This window comes from Microbacterium invictum (genome assembly GCF_034421375.1).
GTDB lineage: Bacteria > Actinomycetota > Actinomycetes > Actinomycetales > Microbacteriaceae > Microbacterium > Microbacterium invictum_A.
This window is the reverse complement of the sequence record NZ_CP139779.1, coordinates 2,846,540-2,862,726: the sequence shown is the minus strand read 5'-3', so window position 1 is coordinate 2,862,726 and position 16,187 is coordinate 2,846,540. Positions and strand designations below refer to the sequence as shown.

The window sequence follows — 16,187 nt, the reverse complement described above, 5'->3', positions numbered from 1 at the left end:
GGGCGGTTCGCGAGGGTCGGTGCGCCGAACTCCTGCATTTCGGGGGTGGCGGGGCCGAAAACGGCCCTCCGGGGCGGGGGAGGCCGATTCTGCAGGAGTTCGGGACAAGGAGCGCGGCGTAACTCCTCACAAACGGGCGCGTGCCGCCCGATATCGGCCGAATCGGCGGGTTCGGCACTCGGATCGGAGGAGTTGTGTCGACGCCGCGCCCGCGGCGGCCCGGGCGCCCGCGCCCGAGTGGTTACGATGAGCGCCATGTCCGTGGATGAAGCGACCACCGCGCTGGCCCTCTCGCTGTACCGGGAGATCGCCCGCGACGACTGGGCGCGCATGGCTGCGGGGATCCCGCAGCCGCTCACCGAGACCGAGGTCGTGCAGCTGCGCGGGCTCGGCGACCGCCTCGACATCGCCGAGGTCGCCGAGGTGTACCTGCCGCTGTCGCGGCTGCTGTCGCTGTACGCCCAGGCCACCAAGCGCCTCGGCGCCGAGACGAGCGCGTTCCTCGGCGAAGCCGACACCACCACCCCGTTCGTCATCGGCGTCGCGGGGTCGGTCGCCGTCGGCAAGTCGACGATCGCCCGCCTGCTGCGCGAGCTCGTCAGCCGGTGGCCGGGCACGCCGCGGGTGGAGCTCGTCACCACCGACGGATTCCTCCACCCCAACGCCGAGCTCGAGCGGCGCGGGCTCATGGCCCGCAAGGGCTTCCCCGAGTCGTACGACCGCCGCGCCCTGGTGGAGTTCCTCACCGACGTCAAGAGCGGCGCGGTCGAGGCGCGCGCGCCGTTCTACTCCCACGTGAAGTACGACATCGTGCCCGACGCGCACGTGACGGTCCGTCGCCCCGACGTCGTGATCGTCGAGGGATTGAACGTGCTGCAGCCGCCCCCGGCACCGAACGACGTCGCGGTAAGCGACCTGTTCGACTTCTCCATCTACGTCGACGCGGACTCCGCCGACATCGAGTCGTGGTTCGTGGCCCGCTTCCTCGCCCTCCGGCACGCGGCGTTCAGCGACCCGAACTCTTTCTTCCGCGTGTTCGCCGAGCTGAGCGACGACGAGGCGGTGAGAAAGGCCCTCGGCTATTGGAACGACATCAACCTGCCGAACCTCGAAGAGAACGTGCTGCCCACCCGGCATCGCGCGACGCTCGTGCTGCGCAAAGCCGCCTCGCACGCCGTGGAGAGCGTTCTGCTGCGGAAGCTCTGACCCGATCCCGATCAGTTCCCGCGTCAACGCGATCGGGTCGAGGAGGACGAGGATGCTTCGCGCCCGCGCCGGAACCCCCGGGTATCAGCGCAGAACGGCCGCGGTGACGCTGACCTCGATGAGCGCGCCGGGGACGGCGAGACCCGCGACGCGCGCAGCGGTGACGAGGGGCGGCGCGGCGGCTCGGGTGAGCAGTGGGGCGATGGCGCCGTAGGCGGACGCCAGGTCGGCGTGCTCGTCGATCAGCACGAGCCACGACACCACGTCGGTGAGATCGGCGCCGGCGGCGGCGAGGGCGGTCTCCACGTTGCCGACGGCCCGCCGCGCCTGGGCGGCGACATCGTCGGAGACGATGGCGCCGGACTCGTCGACGCCGTTCTGCCCGCCGACGAGGATCGTCGTGGCATCCGGCGGGATGACGGCGGTGTGACTGAACGCGGGACTGACGACGAGCCCTGCGGGCTGGAACAGTTCGATGCTCATCCTGCGAGTCTGACGACACCCTCCGACATCCGCCGTCAGCGCCTCCGCGCGGCGAGCCGGGGGTTCTGGCCGAAGGTCCGCGCGAGCAGAAGACCCATCCCGACGGCGCCGACCGCGAAGGCGATTCGCTCGGACAGCCACCGCGCGTCGCGGTGCAGCCAGGCCCCGAGGGCGAGGTTCGACAGCCCCCTCAGGGCCAGTCGCGCCATTCCTCCGAGGCTCACGGACCGAGCCTACGGACCATCTCTGCGGGGCAGAAGCGGCCCGGCATTTGGAGCGGGAACGTGTCCGCCGCTCTCGGAGGCGGGAACGGATGACGCCGGCAGCGGCGTCTCGGCGCCGAGAGACCCCCGGGCGTGCGCGAGCAGCACCCGGTACTCGCCGATCACCCGGGCCACATCGGCCGCCTCGGCCCGCGCGCGCTCGGCAAGGGCGGGGTCGCGCCGCTGCACCCGGTCGGCGAACGTCAGCGACCGGCGGTGCGCACGTTCGAGCTGGCGCAGAGCACGCTTGAGTTCTCGCATCCGGCCCCCGGTCGGGTGGGGACGCCCGTCTCGGACGTCGGCCGTCACTCTATCGCGCCCGCGCCGCCCTCACCCGACCCGCGCCGCCCTCACTTGACCCGCGCCGCGCTCACCCGCCCTGCACCCGCCGCAGGACGGCGACGTCGCCCGAATGCCAGTTCGCCGTCAGCAGTTCGAGGATCCCGTCGCCGTCGAGATCGCCCACCGCCACCGCGAAGGGGGTGAGAGACACCGGCACCGAGACCGCGGGCTCGAACGCCCCGGCGCCTGTGCCGTACAGCACGGTGAGGCTCGTCGGCGTCGAGCCGTTCGGATAGTTGCCGTGCGTGTTCGCGGTGACGATGTCGATCACGCCGTCGCCGTCGACGTCCGCAAGCGCGGAGGCCTTCGGACGCGGCCCGACCGCATGGAACACCGTGTCGCCGAACGTGCCGTCGCCCCGGCCGGGGAGCACCCCGACCGCGTCGGACAGCTCGGCCGTGACGACGAGGTCGGCCACCCCGTCGCCGGTGACATCGCCCCACTGCAGGTTGTGCGGTCCGAGCCCCGACCAGTACTCCGTCGGGGCCGAGAACCCGCCGACGCCGTCGTTGGCCAGCACCGTCACCCGGTTCGAGCCGTATGCCGCGACCGACAGGTCGGCGTCGCCGTCGCCGTCGACGTCTCCCGTCGACAGCGAGTGCCCGGCGTTCCCGGCAGGGAAGAGCACCGGCGGAGCGAACGCGCCCGTGCCGTCGCCGGCGAGCACCGCCACATCGTCGCCGCCCCAGCACGCCACCGCCAGGTCGACGATCCCGTCGCCGGTGAGGTCGGCCGCCTCGCTCTCGTGCGCCCGCTCGCACGCGGCGAACGCTCCGACCGGGCTGAACGTGCCGTCGCCGTTGCCGAGGAAGACGCTGACGTCCGCATCGATCGGGGTGTCCTGGTTCGCGCTGACCATGTCGAGCACGCCGTCGCCGTTCAGATCGGCCACCTCGACGTGCTTGGGGAAGCTCCCCGCGCCCGTGTCGTACGAGGTCGCCGGCCCGAACGTGCCGTCTCCGGCGCCGAAGGCGACCACGATCGCGTCCTCCCCGGCGACGGCCGCGAGCACGTCGAGCGCGCCGTCGGCGTTCACATCCGCCGTGCTCACCGAATGGGTGCGCGATCCGGTCGAGACCGGGGCGAGCGTCTCCCAGTCACCAGCCGGCGTCGGCTCCGGCTCCGGCGTCGGCTCGGGCTCCGGCGTCGGCTCGGGCTCCGGCCCACCCCCGGCATCCTCGCCGCAGACGAACCGGGCGCCGGCCCAGTCGGCGTGATCCCACCAGTTGTTGTCGCCGGCGTCGGCCACCTCGAGCGTGATGGCCCCGCCCGCGGTCACCGGCACGTCAACCTCGGCGGGCTCGCCGCCTCCCACGAGCACGTCGGACGCGAACAGCGCATCGGTTCCCTCGCGCACGGTGAAGACCACCGAGCCGTTCGCGCCCACGCTGTCGTCGACGCCGACGGTCGCGAGGAACCTCCCGCACCCCTCCGGCACGTCGACGGTGATCGACGACGCCGCGTGCACACCGAGGCCCCGGTCGTACGGCGTCCCCGCGAGGGAGAGCGGTGCGCCGTCGCCGGCGGCGTCCTCGCCGTTGGACCGGTCGAGCTCGACCGGTCCCCAGCCGTTGGCCACCTCGCGAAGCGGCAGCGTCGACAGCGCCACCTCGCCCGAGACCGGCTCCGGCTCGGGCTCGGGCTCGGGCTCGGGTGCCTCGGCACCGCAGACGAAGCGCGCGCCCGCCCAGACCGCGTGGTCCCACCACGGGTTGTCGCCGGCGTCGCTCACCCGCAGGACGAGGGATGACCCGGGGGCGACGGCCACGTCGACATCGGCGCCTCCGCCTCCACCCGTGAGCACATCCGACGTCCAGAGCGCGTCGGAGCCTACGGCGAGGGCGAACACCACCGAGCCGTTCCGGCCGACGGTGTCGTCCACGCCGACGCGACCGACGAACCGCGTGCAGCCGTCGGGCACCGCGACGGTCACCGACGAGGCCGCGTGCACGCCGAGCCCGCGCTCGAACGTGGCGCCGTCGAGCACGATGGGCCCGCCGTCGCCGGCAGCGTCATCACCGTTGACGCTGTCGATCTCCACGGGACCGAAGCCGTTGGAGACGTCGGTGAGCGCCAGCTGCGACACCCACACGTCGGTCGGCTCGGGCTCCGGTTCGACACCGCAGGTGAAGCGGGCGTCGGCCCAGACCGCGTGGTCCCAGAAGTTGTCGTCCCCGCCGTCGCCGACGGCGAGGGTCAGCGACTCCTCCCCGCTCACGTCGAGGTCGACGGCCTCGGCGGGGTCGCCGCCGCGCCGCACGTCGGAGGCGAACAGCTCGCCGCTCGATCCCGTCACCGAGAACACCACCGAGCCGTTGCGGCCCACCGAGTCGTCGACGCCGATCGCGCTGGTGAACCGCACGCAGTCGTCGGGGACGTCGACGGTCACCGATGAGGCGGCGTGCACGCCCAGCCCACGGGCGTACGAGGCCCCGTCGAGGGTGATCGGCGCGCCGTCGCCGGCGGCGTCCTCGCCGTTCGTCGTGTCGAGCTCGACCGGGCCGAACCCGTTCGACACGTCGCGGAGCGGCAGATCCGACAGCCAGACATCCTCTCCCGGAGGTGCCTCCTCGGTCACGGTGACCGTGGTCTCGGCCGTCGCGGTCGCCCCGAGCGAATCGGTGACCGTCACCGCCACCAGGTGGTCGCCGACGGTCGACACCGATCCGGTCAGGTCGCGCGTATCGCCCGCCGGCTCGCCGTCGATGGTCCAGGCGTAGGTGAGGGTGTCGTTCTCGGGATCGCTCGCCGACGCGCTCGCGCGCACCCCGAGGGGTGCGGCGCCGGCGGCGGGACTGCCCAGCGACACCGACACCTCCGGCGCGCGGTTCTCGTACACCGCGCGGAAGCTCGTCGGGCCCTCGCCCGCCACGAACGTCCGCGACAGGTCGGTGACCCCGTCCGACCAGCCGACGAAGGTGCGCCGCGCCTGGATCGGAGTGGCGGTCAGGGTCTGGCTCGACCCGCGGACGGGACGGATGACCGCGGGTCCCTCGACCCGGAGCCCCTCGTCCTCGTAGCTGACCGACAGCCCCGCCGGCTCGGTCTCGACGGTGTAGTCGATGCGGTCGGGCCGCGCCTCGGCGCACTGGACGTCGGTGAGCCCCGACGGGGAGGTCGCGGTCAGGCACGCCTCGTAGTAGGTGTCGTCACCGTGCTCGTCGACGGTGATGACGCCGGTCGTGGCATCCGGATCGTCCGGGTCGACCGTCCACGTCGGCGTGGCGAAGTGGCTGTGCTGGTTGTGCCACTGGCGGATCTCCCACCGGTGACCGCTCGTGGGCACCGTGCCGTCGGGCGTGGAGGCGCGGCCCCGGAAGACCAGCTGGTCGCCGATCGCGTACGGCGACGGCTCGAGCGGATCGACCTCGGCGAAGGGCGGATCGGTGCCCGCGGTGACCCTCACCACGGTGAACGACGACATCCCATCGGGGACGTCCTGGGTGACGGTCAGCCGCACGTCGTAAGGCCCGGTCTCGGTGAAGACGTGGGTCGGCTCGGCCTCCGTGGAGACGGGCGAGCCGTCGCCGAAGTCCCATTCGTAGCGCAGCGCCGCGCCGCCGGCGTCGTACGACGAGCGGGCCGAGAACGTCACCTCGAGGGGGGCGACACCCGACGTCGGCGTCGCGGTCGCGATCGCAACCGGCGGTGCCGCGGCATCCAGGTACCGGATGCGGCGCACCTCGCCGCCCGCGCTGTCGTACTTGACCCAGTAGATGTTCGTGTCGGGACCCGAGACCACCTGCACCGGACCCGAGCCGTCGCCGGTGTCGACACCGAACGGGATGGCACCGGTCACCGCGCCGGACTCGTCGACCTGCAGCGCGCGGATCCACCGCCGGTTGTAGTCGGCGATGAAGAGCGCCCCGCGGTACTCCTCGGGGTAGCGGTCGCCGACGTAGAAGGCGCCGCCGTTGGCGGACGCGCCGCCCTCGGAGTGGTCGTAGGTGTAGACGGGCGCCGTGACCGCATCGAGACCCTGCGCGTAGACCTCGGCGCAGCCCTCGGCGGTGCGGGCGCTCACCGCGTAGGTCGACTGCTGCTGGCTCACGGTGGCGAAGCCCTCGGAACCCTCGGTGAGCCCGCCCTCGTAGCAGGGCCACCCGAAGTTGGCGCCCTTGCCGTGGTTGATCTCCTCCCACGTGCCCCAGCCGACGTCGCCGACCCAGGGTGCGCCGGTCTGCGGGTGGATCGCCATGCGGAAGGGGTTGCGGAGCCCCGACGCCCACACCTTCGAGCGGTTCGCGCCGGGATCGGCGGTGTCGAAGAAGGGGTTGTCGGGAAGGCCCGCGCCGGTGTCGGGGTCGATCCGCAGCACTTTGCCCGCCAGCGAATCGAGGTTCTGGGCCAGCAGCGCCCGCGGATCGGGGCTGTTGTAGTTGGCGCCGTCGCCGTTGGTGACGAAGAGCGACCCGTCGGGCGCGAAGGCGACCGTACCGATCGTGTGGGAGTTCTCGTCCGAGCCGAGGCAGTCGCGGATCGGGGTGCCCTCGAGGGTTCCGCCGGTCATGCACGAGACGCGGTCGATGTTGCGCCCGTCCTCCTCGTCGCCGATGTTCTCGCGCGTGCTCTCGGTGCCCAGCAGCACCACGCCCGAGTCGGGGAGGGCGCGGAGGTAGTCCGCGGCGGGATCGGCGGTGAAGCGCTCCAGGCGACTGACGCGCCCCGCAATCGGCGAGCCCTGATCGGCGACCGTTCCCGGCGGGTCGTAGGTGTAGAGCAGGTACACGTACGGCTCGGCGGGGAAGTCGGGATGGATCGCCAGCCCCAGGAGCCCGCGATCGTCGTTGTCGTGCACCCGCTCCGAGATGTCGATGAACGGCTCGTCACGAAGACCCTCGTCGTCGGCGGCGCGCACCACGCCGCCCTTCAGGGCGATGAACATGTCGCTCTGCGGGGTGAAGGCGATCGCCGAGGCGTACGGCAGGCCCGAGACGACGGCCTCGTCGACGAAGCCCGGCGGCAGATCGCTCAGCGCCGCCGACGCCGGCTCCGGCGTGGTGGTCAGAGCCAGGGTCGAGGCGACCACGGCGGCCACGGCGGCGGTCGCGATCATCGCCAGGCGACGCCGGGCGGGGCCCTGCCGGAAAAGGCCCTGCCGGGCGGGGCGCTGACGGGAGCGGGTGCGGGGGCGGAGGTTCTCGGTCATGACACTTCCTGGAAGGTGGCTCGGCGGAGAGGTGAAGGGGTCCCGGAGCGATACACCGCGCGCAGCTGGGCGGCGATCCGGGCGGGATCGGTGGTATCGCGCACCCAGGCGGCGCCCTCGCGGGACAGCCGGGCGCGCTCGGCGGGATCGGCCAGCAGGGCGCGGATGCGGCGCGCCGCGGCATCCGGGTCATCGGGCACCGTGACGACGGTGTGCCCGCCGTCGGGTGCGAGGCTCTCGGCGACGGCCGCGCTCACCACGCACGGCACCCCGGCGGCGAGCGCCTCGAGGAGGGCGATCGACTGCCCCTCCCAGCGGGAGAGCTGCAGATACAGAGCGGATGCCGCGAGCGCCGCGTCCTTATCGGCGCCGCGCACCGGCGGGAGGAAGCGGAGGTTCTCGGGGGCTGTCGCCATGAGGCGGCGCGCGGCGCCGGGGTCGTTGGCGTCGAGGTCACCGTGGACGTCGAAGCGGATCTCGGGGGCCGCCGCGGCGAGCGCCGCCAGTCGGTCGAGGCCCTTCTGGTACACGTCGAACCGGGCGAGGGTCACCGCGACAGGCGGGGTCGCGGGGTCGCGGGGGACGGCGGCGCGCGGCTCGAGGGGGTTCCGCACGATCGCGCACCGCGCCGACGGGACGAGGGCCCGGACGTCGCCCCGCTCCTGCGCCGACAGGCACACCACCGCGGTCGCCCGGCGGAGGACCGCGCGTTCGACGACGGCGATCCACACGGCCTTCCGCACGCGTGCTCGGCGCCGCCCGATCGGCGAGAGGCCGGAGTGCGGCGAGACCGCGTAAGGGGTGCCGGAGAGGACGCACACCGCGGCGGCGAGGGCGTGGAGCGGCCGGTACACCGAGTGCAGGTGCACGACGTCGTAGCGTCCGCGCGCGAGCGCGCGGACCAGGCGGACGGCCGTCGCGGGGAGGGAGGCGCCGGCCCGCCACCGCGGACCGAGGACGTCGACCTCGTCCGTGCCGCCGGCCCGAGCGCCTTCCCCGCCGCCCGCGCGCTGCGCGCGCGCGAGCGTCGCGATGACGGCGCCGATCCCGTCGACCGGCGAGGCCGACGCGGTGAGGTCGAGGTGGGCGATGCGCATTCAGCCCCCCAGCACGACGAAGCGGGCGACGATGATCGCCAGGGCGACGGCGATCGCGACGGCGGTGACCGCCCGCAGGCGACGCCGTGCCCCGACGGAGGAGATGCCGAACGCGCTGATCACCCACGTGACGATCGCGAGCCCGAGGGCGCCGAGACTGACGAACAGCAGGATCGGAGAGGCCAGGAGCTCGGTCATCGGCTCACCGCTTCGCGGATGCCGACGATCGCTCCGGTGATCAGCGCGAGCGCGCCGATGACGGTCGCCGGGTCGAACAGCCCTGCGAGCAGGAGAGTCTGCGACACCACGGTCGCCGTCCCGAGGCCGAGCGCGACCACGAGGGCGAGCGTCTCGGCGGCGCGGAACGAGCGTCGGCCGTCGGCGGCGACGGCGACGCCGACGCCGAAGAGGCAGAACGGGCCGACCACGGCGAGGGCGAGCGGACCGCTCGCGCCCACTGCGGCCAGGAACGCGGCGGCGAGGGCCCAGCCGAACACGACGAGGCCGAGCGTGCGACGACGGGTGCGGGTCGCGGGTGCGGGCAGATCGGTCATCGGTCTCCTGCCATCCGGTAGACGACACCGGCCGGGTTCTCGCACACCGGCGTCAGATCGGGATCGCTCGCGAGCTCGGCGCGCAGGTCGCTCGGCCACGACGCCGGTGCGCCGAGCGACCGGACGACGAACTGCAGCTGCGGCTCGGTGACGATGAGGAAGCGCGGCTCGGGTGTGTCTTCGACCCGGCGCTCGAGGTCGGCGACGGTCTCGGCGTCGAAGGCGGTCTCGTTCGCCGACAGGTGGCGGTGGTCGGCGAGATCGCGGAACTGCCACGCCAGGTGCGGGCTGACCGACAGCAGGGTCGAGCCCTCGGGTGCGGTGTCGTACATGCAGGACGCCAGCGCCACCTCGTCGGGGGTGACCCGTTCGAAGGGCGCATTGCCGTAACGGGCCACGAGGAACGGCGGCACCATCGCGAGCGTCGCGATGACGATCAGAGAGACTGCGCGCCGCGGCATCCGCCTGCCGACCGGGAGCAGCTTCGCGATGAGCATCGCCAGGAACGGCGAGGCGTAGAGGAACACCCGGAGGACGCCCTCGCCGCCGTAGCTCTGGGCGAACACGAGGATGCCGGGAGCGGCGGCCAGGAGCGGCAGCGACAGCTCGACGCGACGTTCGCGGACGAACTCCACGACGATGCCGGCAGCGGCCGCGACGACGATCGCCGCGGCGAGGCCCATGCGGACGGCCACGACGAGCTGGTGGTCGGGCGAGCCGCCCGTCCGCGCCGAGATGCCCGCCGCGACGTTGCCGACGGGGTTCCCGACCCCGCCGAACACGTCGTTCAGGAACGGGATCCAGAAATCCGACGCGCCCCACGACACCCAGATGAGGGCGGTGACGCCGACGATCCAGACCGGGAGCATCCACGGCAGGCGCCCGGCGTACCAGAGGACGCCCAGCTGCAGCGCCACGACGAAGGGCGTCAGCTGGTGCCCCATCGCGACGGCTGCGCAGAGCACGACGAAGACCCCGACGAGCATCAGCGCCTGGCCGGCGCGGCCCGTCGCGATCTCTCGCTCGGGAAGGCGCGGGCGGCGCGGCCACAGCAGGCTCCCGCGCCCGACGACACCGTCGCGCGGGCGCCAGTACGACGGCGGCCGGTCGGCGAGCACCAGGACGAGGGCGAGGATGCTGAGGCCCAGGAGGAACGCCAGCGACTGCGGCGCGAAGTAGTCCTGCCCGAGCCAGTTGACGGCGGGGAAGAGCCACACCGCGAGCCACGGGGTGCGCCAGGCTCCCGGCCGCGGGACGCGGCGCCGTCGCCGCGGGTGGGGGGAGAGATCGACACCGCCCAGGCACCGCCGCGCGATCACGAGCACGGGGGGCAGGCAGGCGAGCACGAAGAACACCGGAGCCCACCGCAGCACCTCCTCGGGCACCCCCACCCCCATGGGCGAGAGCGCGGCGGCGGTGACGACGAAGAACGCCGGCCAGCTGAAGCGTGCGCCGAGGCTCGGCAGCACGTCGTGGTGCGCCATGACGTGGGCGGTGTATCCCGAGTGCAGCCACGCGGTGGGAAAGCGCGCGTAGCCCTCGTTGACGATCACGGTGGCGTGCAGGACGACGGCGAACACGGCGACGAGGCTGCCGAGGAGAATCGGATGCTGCTGCGGCAGCCGCAGCACGAGGGCGAACGCGATCGCGAGGCAGCCCGCCGCGACGATGGTGAGGCCGGTCCACCAGGGGGCGAGTGCGAAGTGCGCCGCGGTCACGGCGAGGGCGCCCGCGATGACGGCGAGCACCCGGGCGGGCGGGCGGTGGAAGGCGGGACGCCCGGCGGTGCGGGGCCGGTCGACGCGTTCAAGCACCATGCGACGCCCCCTTTCTGCGCGTGAGCAGGTGGACCACCGCGAGCGTCACGATCTGCGCGGCGAGCCACGCCAGCGCCATCCCCATCGCGCCCCACATCGGGACGAGGAGGGCGGCGAGCCCGAGCACGACGGCGGCGTGGAGCGCTTCGCCGGCGAGCACCAGGGCTGCGCGCCGGGCGGCGCGCAGGAGCGCCAGGCGCAGGATCAGCAGGGCCCGGATGACGGATGCCGCGGCCAGCACCCACAGCACGGGGGTGCCGGCGTCGGCGTAGACGGGGCCGAACAGGGTCAGCAGCGGGTGCGCCAGGAGAGCGATCGCGACGGCGCCGCCCACGACGAGGATCATCGTGCGCCGCACGAGTCGGGGTGCGAGATCGCCCGCCCGCTCGGGCGAGCGCGCGATCTCGGCGGCCAGGGGTACCCCGGCGTTGTGGGCGAGGGTGTCGAGGGTGACGACGATCGTCCAGGCGGCGGCGAACACGGCCGCCGCCTGGGCTCCCCCCGCCAGGAAGACGACGAAGGGGAGGAGCGTGGTGCACGCCTGCAGGGCGATCGAGCCGGCGTGGTCGGCGGCGACGAAGCGGGCGTCCGCGCGGCGGCCGACGGGCCGCGGTGACGACTCCGGCGCGAGGGCCACGCCGGGAGCGGTCCGCGCGGGGCGGAGGAAGAGCAGCAGCGCGGCGACCGGAAGGAGGGCGAGGGCGGGCAGGAAGGTCGCGACCACCATCGTCGGAGCGCTCGTCGCACCCTGCGCGGCGAGGAGCAGCAGCACGCCGATCTTCGCCAGGCCGTACCCGAGGGTGACCAGCGGCACCGCGATGTCGCGGCCGAGGGCCAGGAGCAGCGCGTCCTTCACCGCGAAGGCCGACCAGACCACGGCGCAGAGCGGGGCGAACCACAGCGGGATGGCGAGAGAGCTCGCCCATCCGGTGGCCGCGCCGAGGAGCGCGGCGGCGGCCGCGACCACCCCGGTGGCGAGGACGGCGAGCCCCCAGAGCCCGAGGGCGCGGCGGCGGCGGTGCTGCGGCGTGCGCGCGAGGAGCACCCCCGCCGACTGGTAGAGGTTCAGCTGGCCGATGTTCGCCACCGTGATCACCGCGGCGATCGTCGCCGTCGCCGCACCGACCGCGTCGACGGGGAGGAGCCGGGCGACGACGACCCAGAAGACGAAACCGAGACCCGCCGCGCCGGCGGTGTTCAGGGCCATCAGGTGGTTCACCCGGAGCGTCGGATCCGTCCACTCCCGGCTCAGCTGCGCGCGACGGTCGAGGAGCGTCATGACGGCACCCCCGCGGACGCGAGCGGGACGGACGGCGGCGCGACGTCGTCCTCGGCACGGAACCGCCCGAGCACGAAACCCGCGCCCGTGGCGGCGAGCCCCATCGCGATCACCGCGGCGCGCGCCAGCGACGCGCGGTCCAGGCGCACGACGCCGCGACGCAGCGCACGCCACCAGGCGGTGAGAAGCGTGGTGCGCGCGAAGGCGCGCTCGGTCCGCAGGACGTCTCCGCCGCGGTGGCGGCGTTCCACGCCGGCCTTGCTGATGCCCTCGCCGACGCACCGGCGCACGAAGTAGCGGATCGTCTGGCGGTCGGCGCGGACGCGGTGATGCACCCGGGCGCCCGCGGCCAGGCGGATCGTGGCCGACGGGTCGGCCTCGAGGACGCGCAGCGACAGCTCGGTCTCCTCGCATCCTCCCGCCGACCGCCCCACGCGCCCGAGCGAGACGGCGAATCCGCCGGCATCCCGGAGCGCCGTCCGGCGGAAGGCCATCGCACTGCCGATCGGGTTGCGCAGCAGTCCGCCGTCGGCAGGGAGCCCGCGGTGGCTGCAGCCGATGACCCAGAGGAACTCCTCGGGGAACCACGACGGTCGCCCCGGGGCATCCCATCGGGGAACGGCGAATCCGCTCACGCCTGCCACCGCCGGATCGGCGAACGGTGCGGTCATCCGTTCCACCCACTCCGGCTCGGCGGCGGCGTCGTCATCGAGGAAGAGCACGACGTCGGCGTCGCCGGCGGCGTTGACGCCGGTGTTCCGCGCGTCCGACAGTCCGCGGGTGCCGGTGTTGGCGACCACCACGGTGTCGGCGAAGCGCGAGCGCGCCGCGGCGAGGAGCGCCGCGTCGTGATCCACCACCACCACCACACGGTCGGGGGCGCGCGTCTGGCTCGCCAGCGACATCCGGGCCGTCACCAGGTCGTCCCACCGATCGAGCGTGAAGCAGCAGATGACGACGGTGATCGTGAGGTCGCGGCGGGCCTCCCCGGTCATTCGGCGTCGGCGACGTCGACGAGTCGCCGGGTGCGCGGCAGGCTGGTCGCCCGGAGGACGGCGGGGGAGAACCGCTCGTACAGCAGCGTCCGCAGGCACCGGAAGCCGTCGCGGATCGCGCTGAGGTTGCTCTCGCCGAAGCGGCGCGGGGCCTCGAAGCTCGGCACCTCGACGGTGACGAGGTCGGCCTTCACCGCCCGCACGTGCATGAGCGTCTCGATCTCGAACCCGTCGCCCCACTGCGCGCCGGCCGTGGCGTCGGTCGGCTCGGGAAGGGCGAGAGCGCGGGCGGCGCGGGCCGTCATGGCGTTGTACCCGTAGCAGAGGTCGGTGTGGGCGGTGCCGAACAGCCCGTTGGCGAGGGCGTTCAGCATCCGGTTGCCGAGCCCCCGGAACCAGGTGATGTCGGCGCTCCCACCGCCCGAGACGTTGCGGCTGCCGCGCACGTAGTCGGCGCCGGCGTACAGCGGCCCGACGAACCGGTCGATCTCGGCGGGGTCCATCGACCCGTCGGCGTCGATCGTGACGATGACGTCGCCGGTGGCGGCGTGGATGCCGGTGACGAGGGCGTTGCCCTTCCCCGTACGGGCCTGGGTCAGGATGCGGACGCCCGGCCAGGCGAGGGTCGCCAGGTCGACGGTGGCGTCGGTGGAGCCGCCGTCGACGAGGATCACCTCGGTGATCGAGTCGGGGAGACGTCCCAGGACGTGCTCGATGTTGCGGGCTTCGTTGAGGGTCGGTATCACCACGGTGATGGTGCGCTCGGGCTGCACGAGATCGCTCTCTTCCGTTCTGCTGTCGGACACGGTGCAGCGAGCAGGGTCGGCTCGAGAGCAACACGGATTCGGGTTCCGCATCACTCCGTCGTCGCCACGCAGTACGGGTGCTGACTCCCCAGTCGCCAATTCCCACGCGCCTCGGCGCGTAGCCCGTCGATCACGCGGTTTCGGGTTCCGCGCAGTCGGGTGAAGCGTATGCAGGCCGCGACCGCAGGCTCAAGGGAAAAGCCCTCGCATCCGCCCTTTTCACCCTCGTTTTCACCCTCGGCTCACCCGCGCTCACCCGCCCGTCATCCCGGGCGCCCGGCGCGGGGCGGGCGTCCAGCCTCGCCCGCCTACGATGGAATCCATGTGCGGAATCGTCGGATACGTGGGCCCCCGTCAGAGCCAGGGCATCCTCCTCGCCGGGCTCTCGCGCCTGGAGTACCGCGGTTACGACTCCGCCGGCATCGCCGTCATCGACGGCGGCGGCTCGCTCGGCATGCGCAAGCGCGCCGGCAAGCTCGGCATCCTCCGCGACGACCTGAAGACCCACCCCCTCGCCGACGGCACGACCGGGATCGGCCACACCCGCTGGGCCACGCACGGCGGACCCACCGATACCAACGCCCACCCGCACCTCGCCGACGACGACAGGCTCGCGGTCATCCACAACGGCATCATCGAGAACTACGCCGATCTGAAGGCCGAGCTGCTCGCCGAGGGGTTCACGTTCCAGAGCGAGACCGACACCGAGGTCGCGGCCGTGCTCCTCGGTCGCGCGTACCGCGCGCGCGGCGGCGACCTCGTCGCGGCGTTCCGCGACGTCGCCGCGCGCCTCGAGGGAGCCTTCACCCTCCTGGCGATGCACCGCGACCAGCCGGGTCTCGTCGTCGGCGCCCGCCGCAACTCGCCGCTCGTCATCGGGCTCGGCGAGGGCGAGAACTTCCTCGCCTCCGATGTCGCCGCCTTCGTCGAGCACACCCGCGATGCCCTCGCGATCGGGCAGGACGAGATCGTGGCCATCACGCCCGAGGGCGTCGAGGTCACCGACTTCGACGGCAACCCGGTCGAGGTCGAGCGCTTCGAAGTGACCTGGGACGCCTCGGCCGCTGACAAGGGCGGCTGGTCGTCGTTCATGGCCAAGGAGGTCTCGGAAGAGCCCGAGGCCGTCGCGAACACGCTGCGCGGTCGCATCCGTGACGGCGCGGTCACCATCCCCGAACTTGACGGACTCGACGACCTCTTCACCGGCATCTCGCGCATCATCGTCATCGCGTGCGGCACCGCCGCCTACGCCGGAATGACCGGGAAGTACGCCCTCGAGCAGTGGGCCCGGGTGCCCGTCGACGTCGAGCTCGCGCACGAGTTCCGCTACCGCGACCCGGTGCTCACCCCCGACACCCTCGTGGTCTCGATCAGCCAGTCGGGCGAGACCATGGACACCCTGATGGCGGTGAAGTACGCCCGCGAGCAGGGCGCGAAGACCGTGTCGATCTGCAACACGCAGGGGGCGACGATCCCGCGCGAATCCGACGCGATCGTCTACACCCACGCCGGCCCCGAGGTCGCTGTCGCCTCGACGAAGGCGTTCGTCGCGCAGATCACCGCGCTCTACCTGCTGGCGCTCCACATCGCGGGGCTGCGCGGCACGCTCAGCGCGGACGAGATCGCGGTGCAGGCTCACGAGCTCGAGGCGGTGCCGGAGAAGATCGCGCACATCCTCGCCACCGAGCAGGAGCGCATCGAGCAGCTCGCGCACTGGATGGGCGACACCCGTTCGGTGCTCTTCCTCGGCCGGCACGTGGGCTACCCCATCGCCCTCGAGGGGGCGCTCAAGCTCAAGGAGATCTCGTACATCCACGCCGAGGGCTTCGCCGCCGGCGAGCTCAAGCACGGCCCCATCGCGCTCATCGAGCCCGGTCAGCCGGTGTTCGTCATCGTGCCGTCGCCCCGCGGGTCGGCGGTGCTGCACCCCAAGGTCGTCTCGAACATCGAGGAGATCAAGGCGCGCGGAGCCCGCGTGATCGCGATCGCCGAAGAGGGGGATGTCGCGGTGCTGCCCTCCGCCGACGAGGTGCTGCGCATTCCGCTCGCGGGGCCGCTCTTCGAGCCGCTTCTCGCCGTCGTGCCGCTGCACATCTTCGCGATGGGCCTCGCCACGGCGAAGGGCCTCGACGTCGACCAGCCGCGCAACCTCGCCAAGTCGGTCACGGTCGAGTAGCGGGTCGCCACGCGCGGGAG

The 16,187-nt window shown here is 73.0% G+C and carries 13 protein-coding genes; 2 read left to right on the top strand and 11 right to left on the bottom strand.

The features are described 5' to 3' along the window. Positions 1-255 precede the first annotated feature (255 nt). Positions 256-1,206, top strand: a complete 951-nt coding sequence (coaA, locus tag T9R20_RS13740) for a type I pantothenate kinase (RefSeq protein ID WP_322409869.1) — start codon at positions 256-258, stop codon at positions 1,204-1,206. 84 nt (positions 1,207-1,290) lie between these two features. Here coaA and T9R20_RS13735 read toward each other — a convergent pair whose 3' ends face one another. From T9R20_RS13735 to T9R20_RS13685, 11 genes are all read right to left on the bottom strand, one after another. Beyond that, positions 1,291-1,689: a RidA family protein gene (locus T9R20_RS13735; RefSeq protein WP_322409868.1), complete on the bottom strand. Its 399-nt coding sequence runs from the start codon at positions 1,687-1,689 to the stop codon at positions 1,291-1,293. Between the two features lie 35 nt (positions 1,690-1,724). Then, positions 1,725-1,913 carry a hypothetical protein gene (locus T9R20_RS13730; RefSeq protein WP_322409867.1) on the bottom strand — a complete coding sequence of 63 codons (189 nt, stop codon included), beginning with the start codon at positions 1,911-1,913 and terminating at the stop codon, positions 1,725-1,727. Positions 1,914-1,922: 9 nt separating this feature from the next. Further along, positions 1,923-2,213 carry a hypothetical protein gene (locus T9R20_RS13725; protein WP_322409866.1) on the bottom strand — a complete coding sequence of 97 codons (291 nt, stop codon included), beginning with the start codon at positions 2,211-2,213 and terminating at the stop codon, positions 1,923-1,925. Positions 2,214-2,322: 109 nt separating this feature from the next. Next, the gene (locus T9R20_RS13720) at positions 2,323-7,443 is read right to left on the bottom strand and encodes an NPCBM/NEW2 domain-containing protein (protein ID WP_322409865.1); all 5,121 of its coding nucleotides are present in this window, start codon (positions 7,441-7,443) and stop codon (positions 2,323-2,325) included. Beyond that, a complete protein-coding gene (locus tag T9R20_RS13715) occupies positions 7,440-8,540 on the bottom strand; it encodes a glycosyltransferase family 4 protein (RefSeq protein WP_322409864.1) in 1,101 nt (366 codons plus the stop codon). Before T9R20_RS13715 ends, T9R20_RS13720 begins: the two co-directional genes overlap by 4 nt. After that, positions 8,541-8,738 carry a hypothetical protein gene (locus tag T9R20_RS13710; protein WP_322409863.1) on the bottom strand — a complete coding sequence of 66 codons (198 nt, stop codon included), beginning with the start codon at positions 8,736-8,738 and terminating at the stop codon, positions 8,541-8,543. It lies immediately after the preceding gene. Continuing rightward, entirely contained in the window at positions 8,735-9,094 is a 360-nt protein-coding gene (locus tag T9R20_RS13705; RefSeq protein WP_322409862.1) for a hypothetical protein, read from the bottom strand. The genes T9R20_RS13710 and T9R20_RS13705 overlap by 4 nt, the downstream gene beginning before the upstream one ends. Continuing rightward, complete coding sequence (locus T9R20_RS13700) at positions 9,091-10,911, bottom strand: hypothetical protein (protein WP_322409861.1); 1,821 nt, start codon at positions 10,909-10,911, stop codon at positions 9,091-9,093. The genes T9R20_RS13705 and T9R20_RS13700 overlap by 4 nt, the downstream gene beginning before the upstream one ends. Then, positions 10,901-12,190 (bottom strand): hypothetical protein, encoded by a 1,290-nt coding sequence (locus T9R20_RS13695; RefSeq protein WP_322409860.1) that lies wholly within the window; start codon positions 12,188-12,190, stop codon positions 10,901-10,903. The genes T9R20_RS13700 and T9R20_RS13695 overlap by 11 nt, the downstream gene beginning before the upstream one ends. Further along, positions 12,187-13,185, bottom strand: coding sequence for a glycosyltransferase family 2 protein (locus T9R20_RS13690; RefSeq protein WP_322409859.1), 999 nt, complete (start codon positions 13,183-13,185; stop codon positions 12,187-12,189). Before T9R20_RS13690 ends, T9R20_RS13695 begins: the two co-directional genes overlap by 4 nt. Next, positions 13,182-13,991, bottom strand: a complete 810-nt coding sequence (locus T9R20_RS13685) for a glycosyltransferase family 2 protein (RefSeq protein ID WP_322409858.1) — start codon at positions 13,989-13,991, stop codon at positions 13,182-13,184. Before T9R20_RS13685 ends, T9R20_RS13690 begins: the two co-directional genes overlap by 4 nt. 322 nt (positions 13,992-14,313) lie before the next feature. Between T9R20_RS13685 and glmS the strand changes: the two genes are divergently transcribed. Further along, positions 14,314-16,167 (top strand): glutamine--fructose-6-phosphate transaminase (isomerizing), encoded by a 1,854-nt coding sequence (gene glmS, locus T9R20_RS13680; protein WP_322409857.1) that lies wholly within the window; start codon positions 14,314-14,316, stop codon positions 16,165-16,167. The last annotated feature ends 20 nt before the right edge of the window (positions 16,168-16,187 follow it).

Bases quoted from the DNA above. Each gene is read 5' to 3' on its own strand.
- glmS (WP_322409857.1), top strand. From the start codon at position 14,314: ATGTGCGGAATCGTCGGATACGTGGGCCCCCGTCAGAGCCAGGGCATC.
- T9R20_RS13705 (WP_322409862.1), bottom strand. From the start codon at position 9,094: ATGACCGATCTGCCCGCACCCGCGACCCGCACCCGTCGTCGCACGCTC.
- T9R20_RS13695 (WP_322409860.1), bottom strand. From the start codon at position 12,190: ATGACGCTCCTCGACCGTCGCGCGCAGCTGAGCCGGGAGTGGACGGAT.
- T9R20_RS13700 (WP_322409861.1), bottom strand. From the start codon at position 10,911: ATGGTGCTTGAACGCGTCGACCGGCCCCGCACCGCCGGGCGTCCCGCC.
- T9R20_RS13725 (WP_322409866.1), bottom strand. From the start codon at position 2,213: ATGCGAGAACTCAAGCGTGCTCTGCGCCAGCTCGAACGTGCGCACCGC.
- T9R20_RS13690 (WP_322409859.1), bottom strand. From the start codon at position 13,185: ATGACCGGGGAGGCCCGCCGCGACCTCACGATCACCGTCGTCATCTGC.
- T9R20_RS13710 (WP_322409863.1), bottom strand. From the start codon at position 8,738: ATGACCGAGCTCCTGGCCTCTCCGATCCTGCTGTTCGTCAGTCTCGGC.
- T9R20_RS13735 (WP_322409868.1), bottom strand. From the start codon at position 1,689: ATGAGCATCGAACTGTTCCAGCCCGCAGGGCTCGTCGTCAGTCCCGCG.
- coaA (WP_322409869.1), top strand. From the start codon at position 256: ATGTCCGTGGATGAAGCGACCACCGCGCTGGCCCTCTCGCTGTACCGG.
- T9R20_RS13720 (WP_322409865.1), bottom strand. From the start codon at position 7,443: ATGACCGAGAACCTCCGCCCCCGCACCCGCTCCCGTCAGCGCCCCGCC.
- T9R20_RS13715 (WP_322409864.1), bottom strand. From the start codon at position 8,540: ATGCGCATCGCCCACCTCGACCTCACCGCGTCGGCCTCGCCGGTCGAC.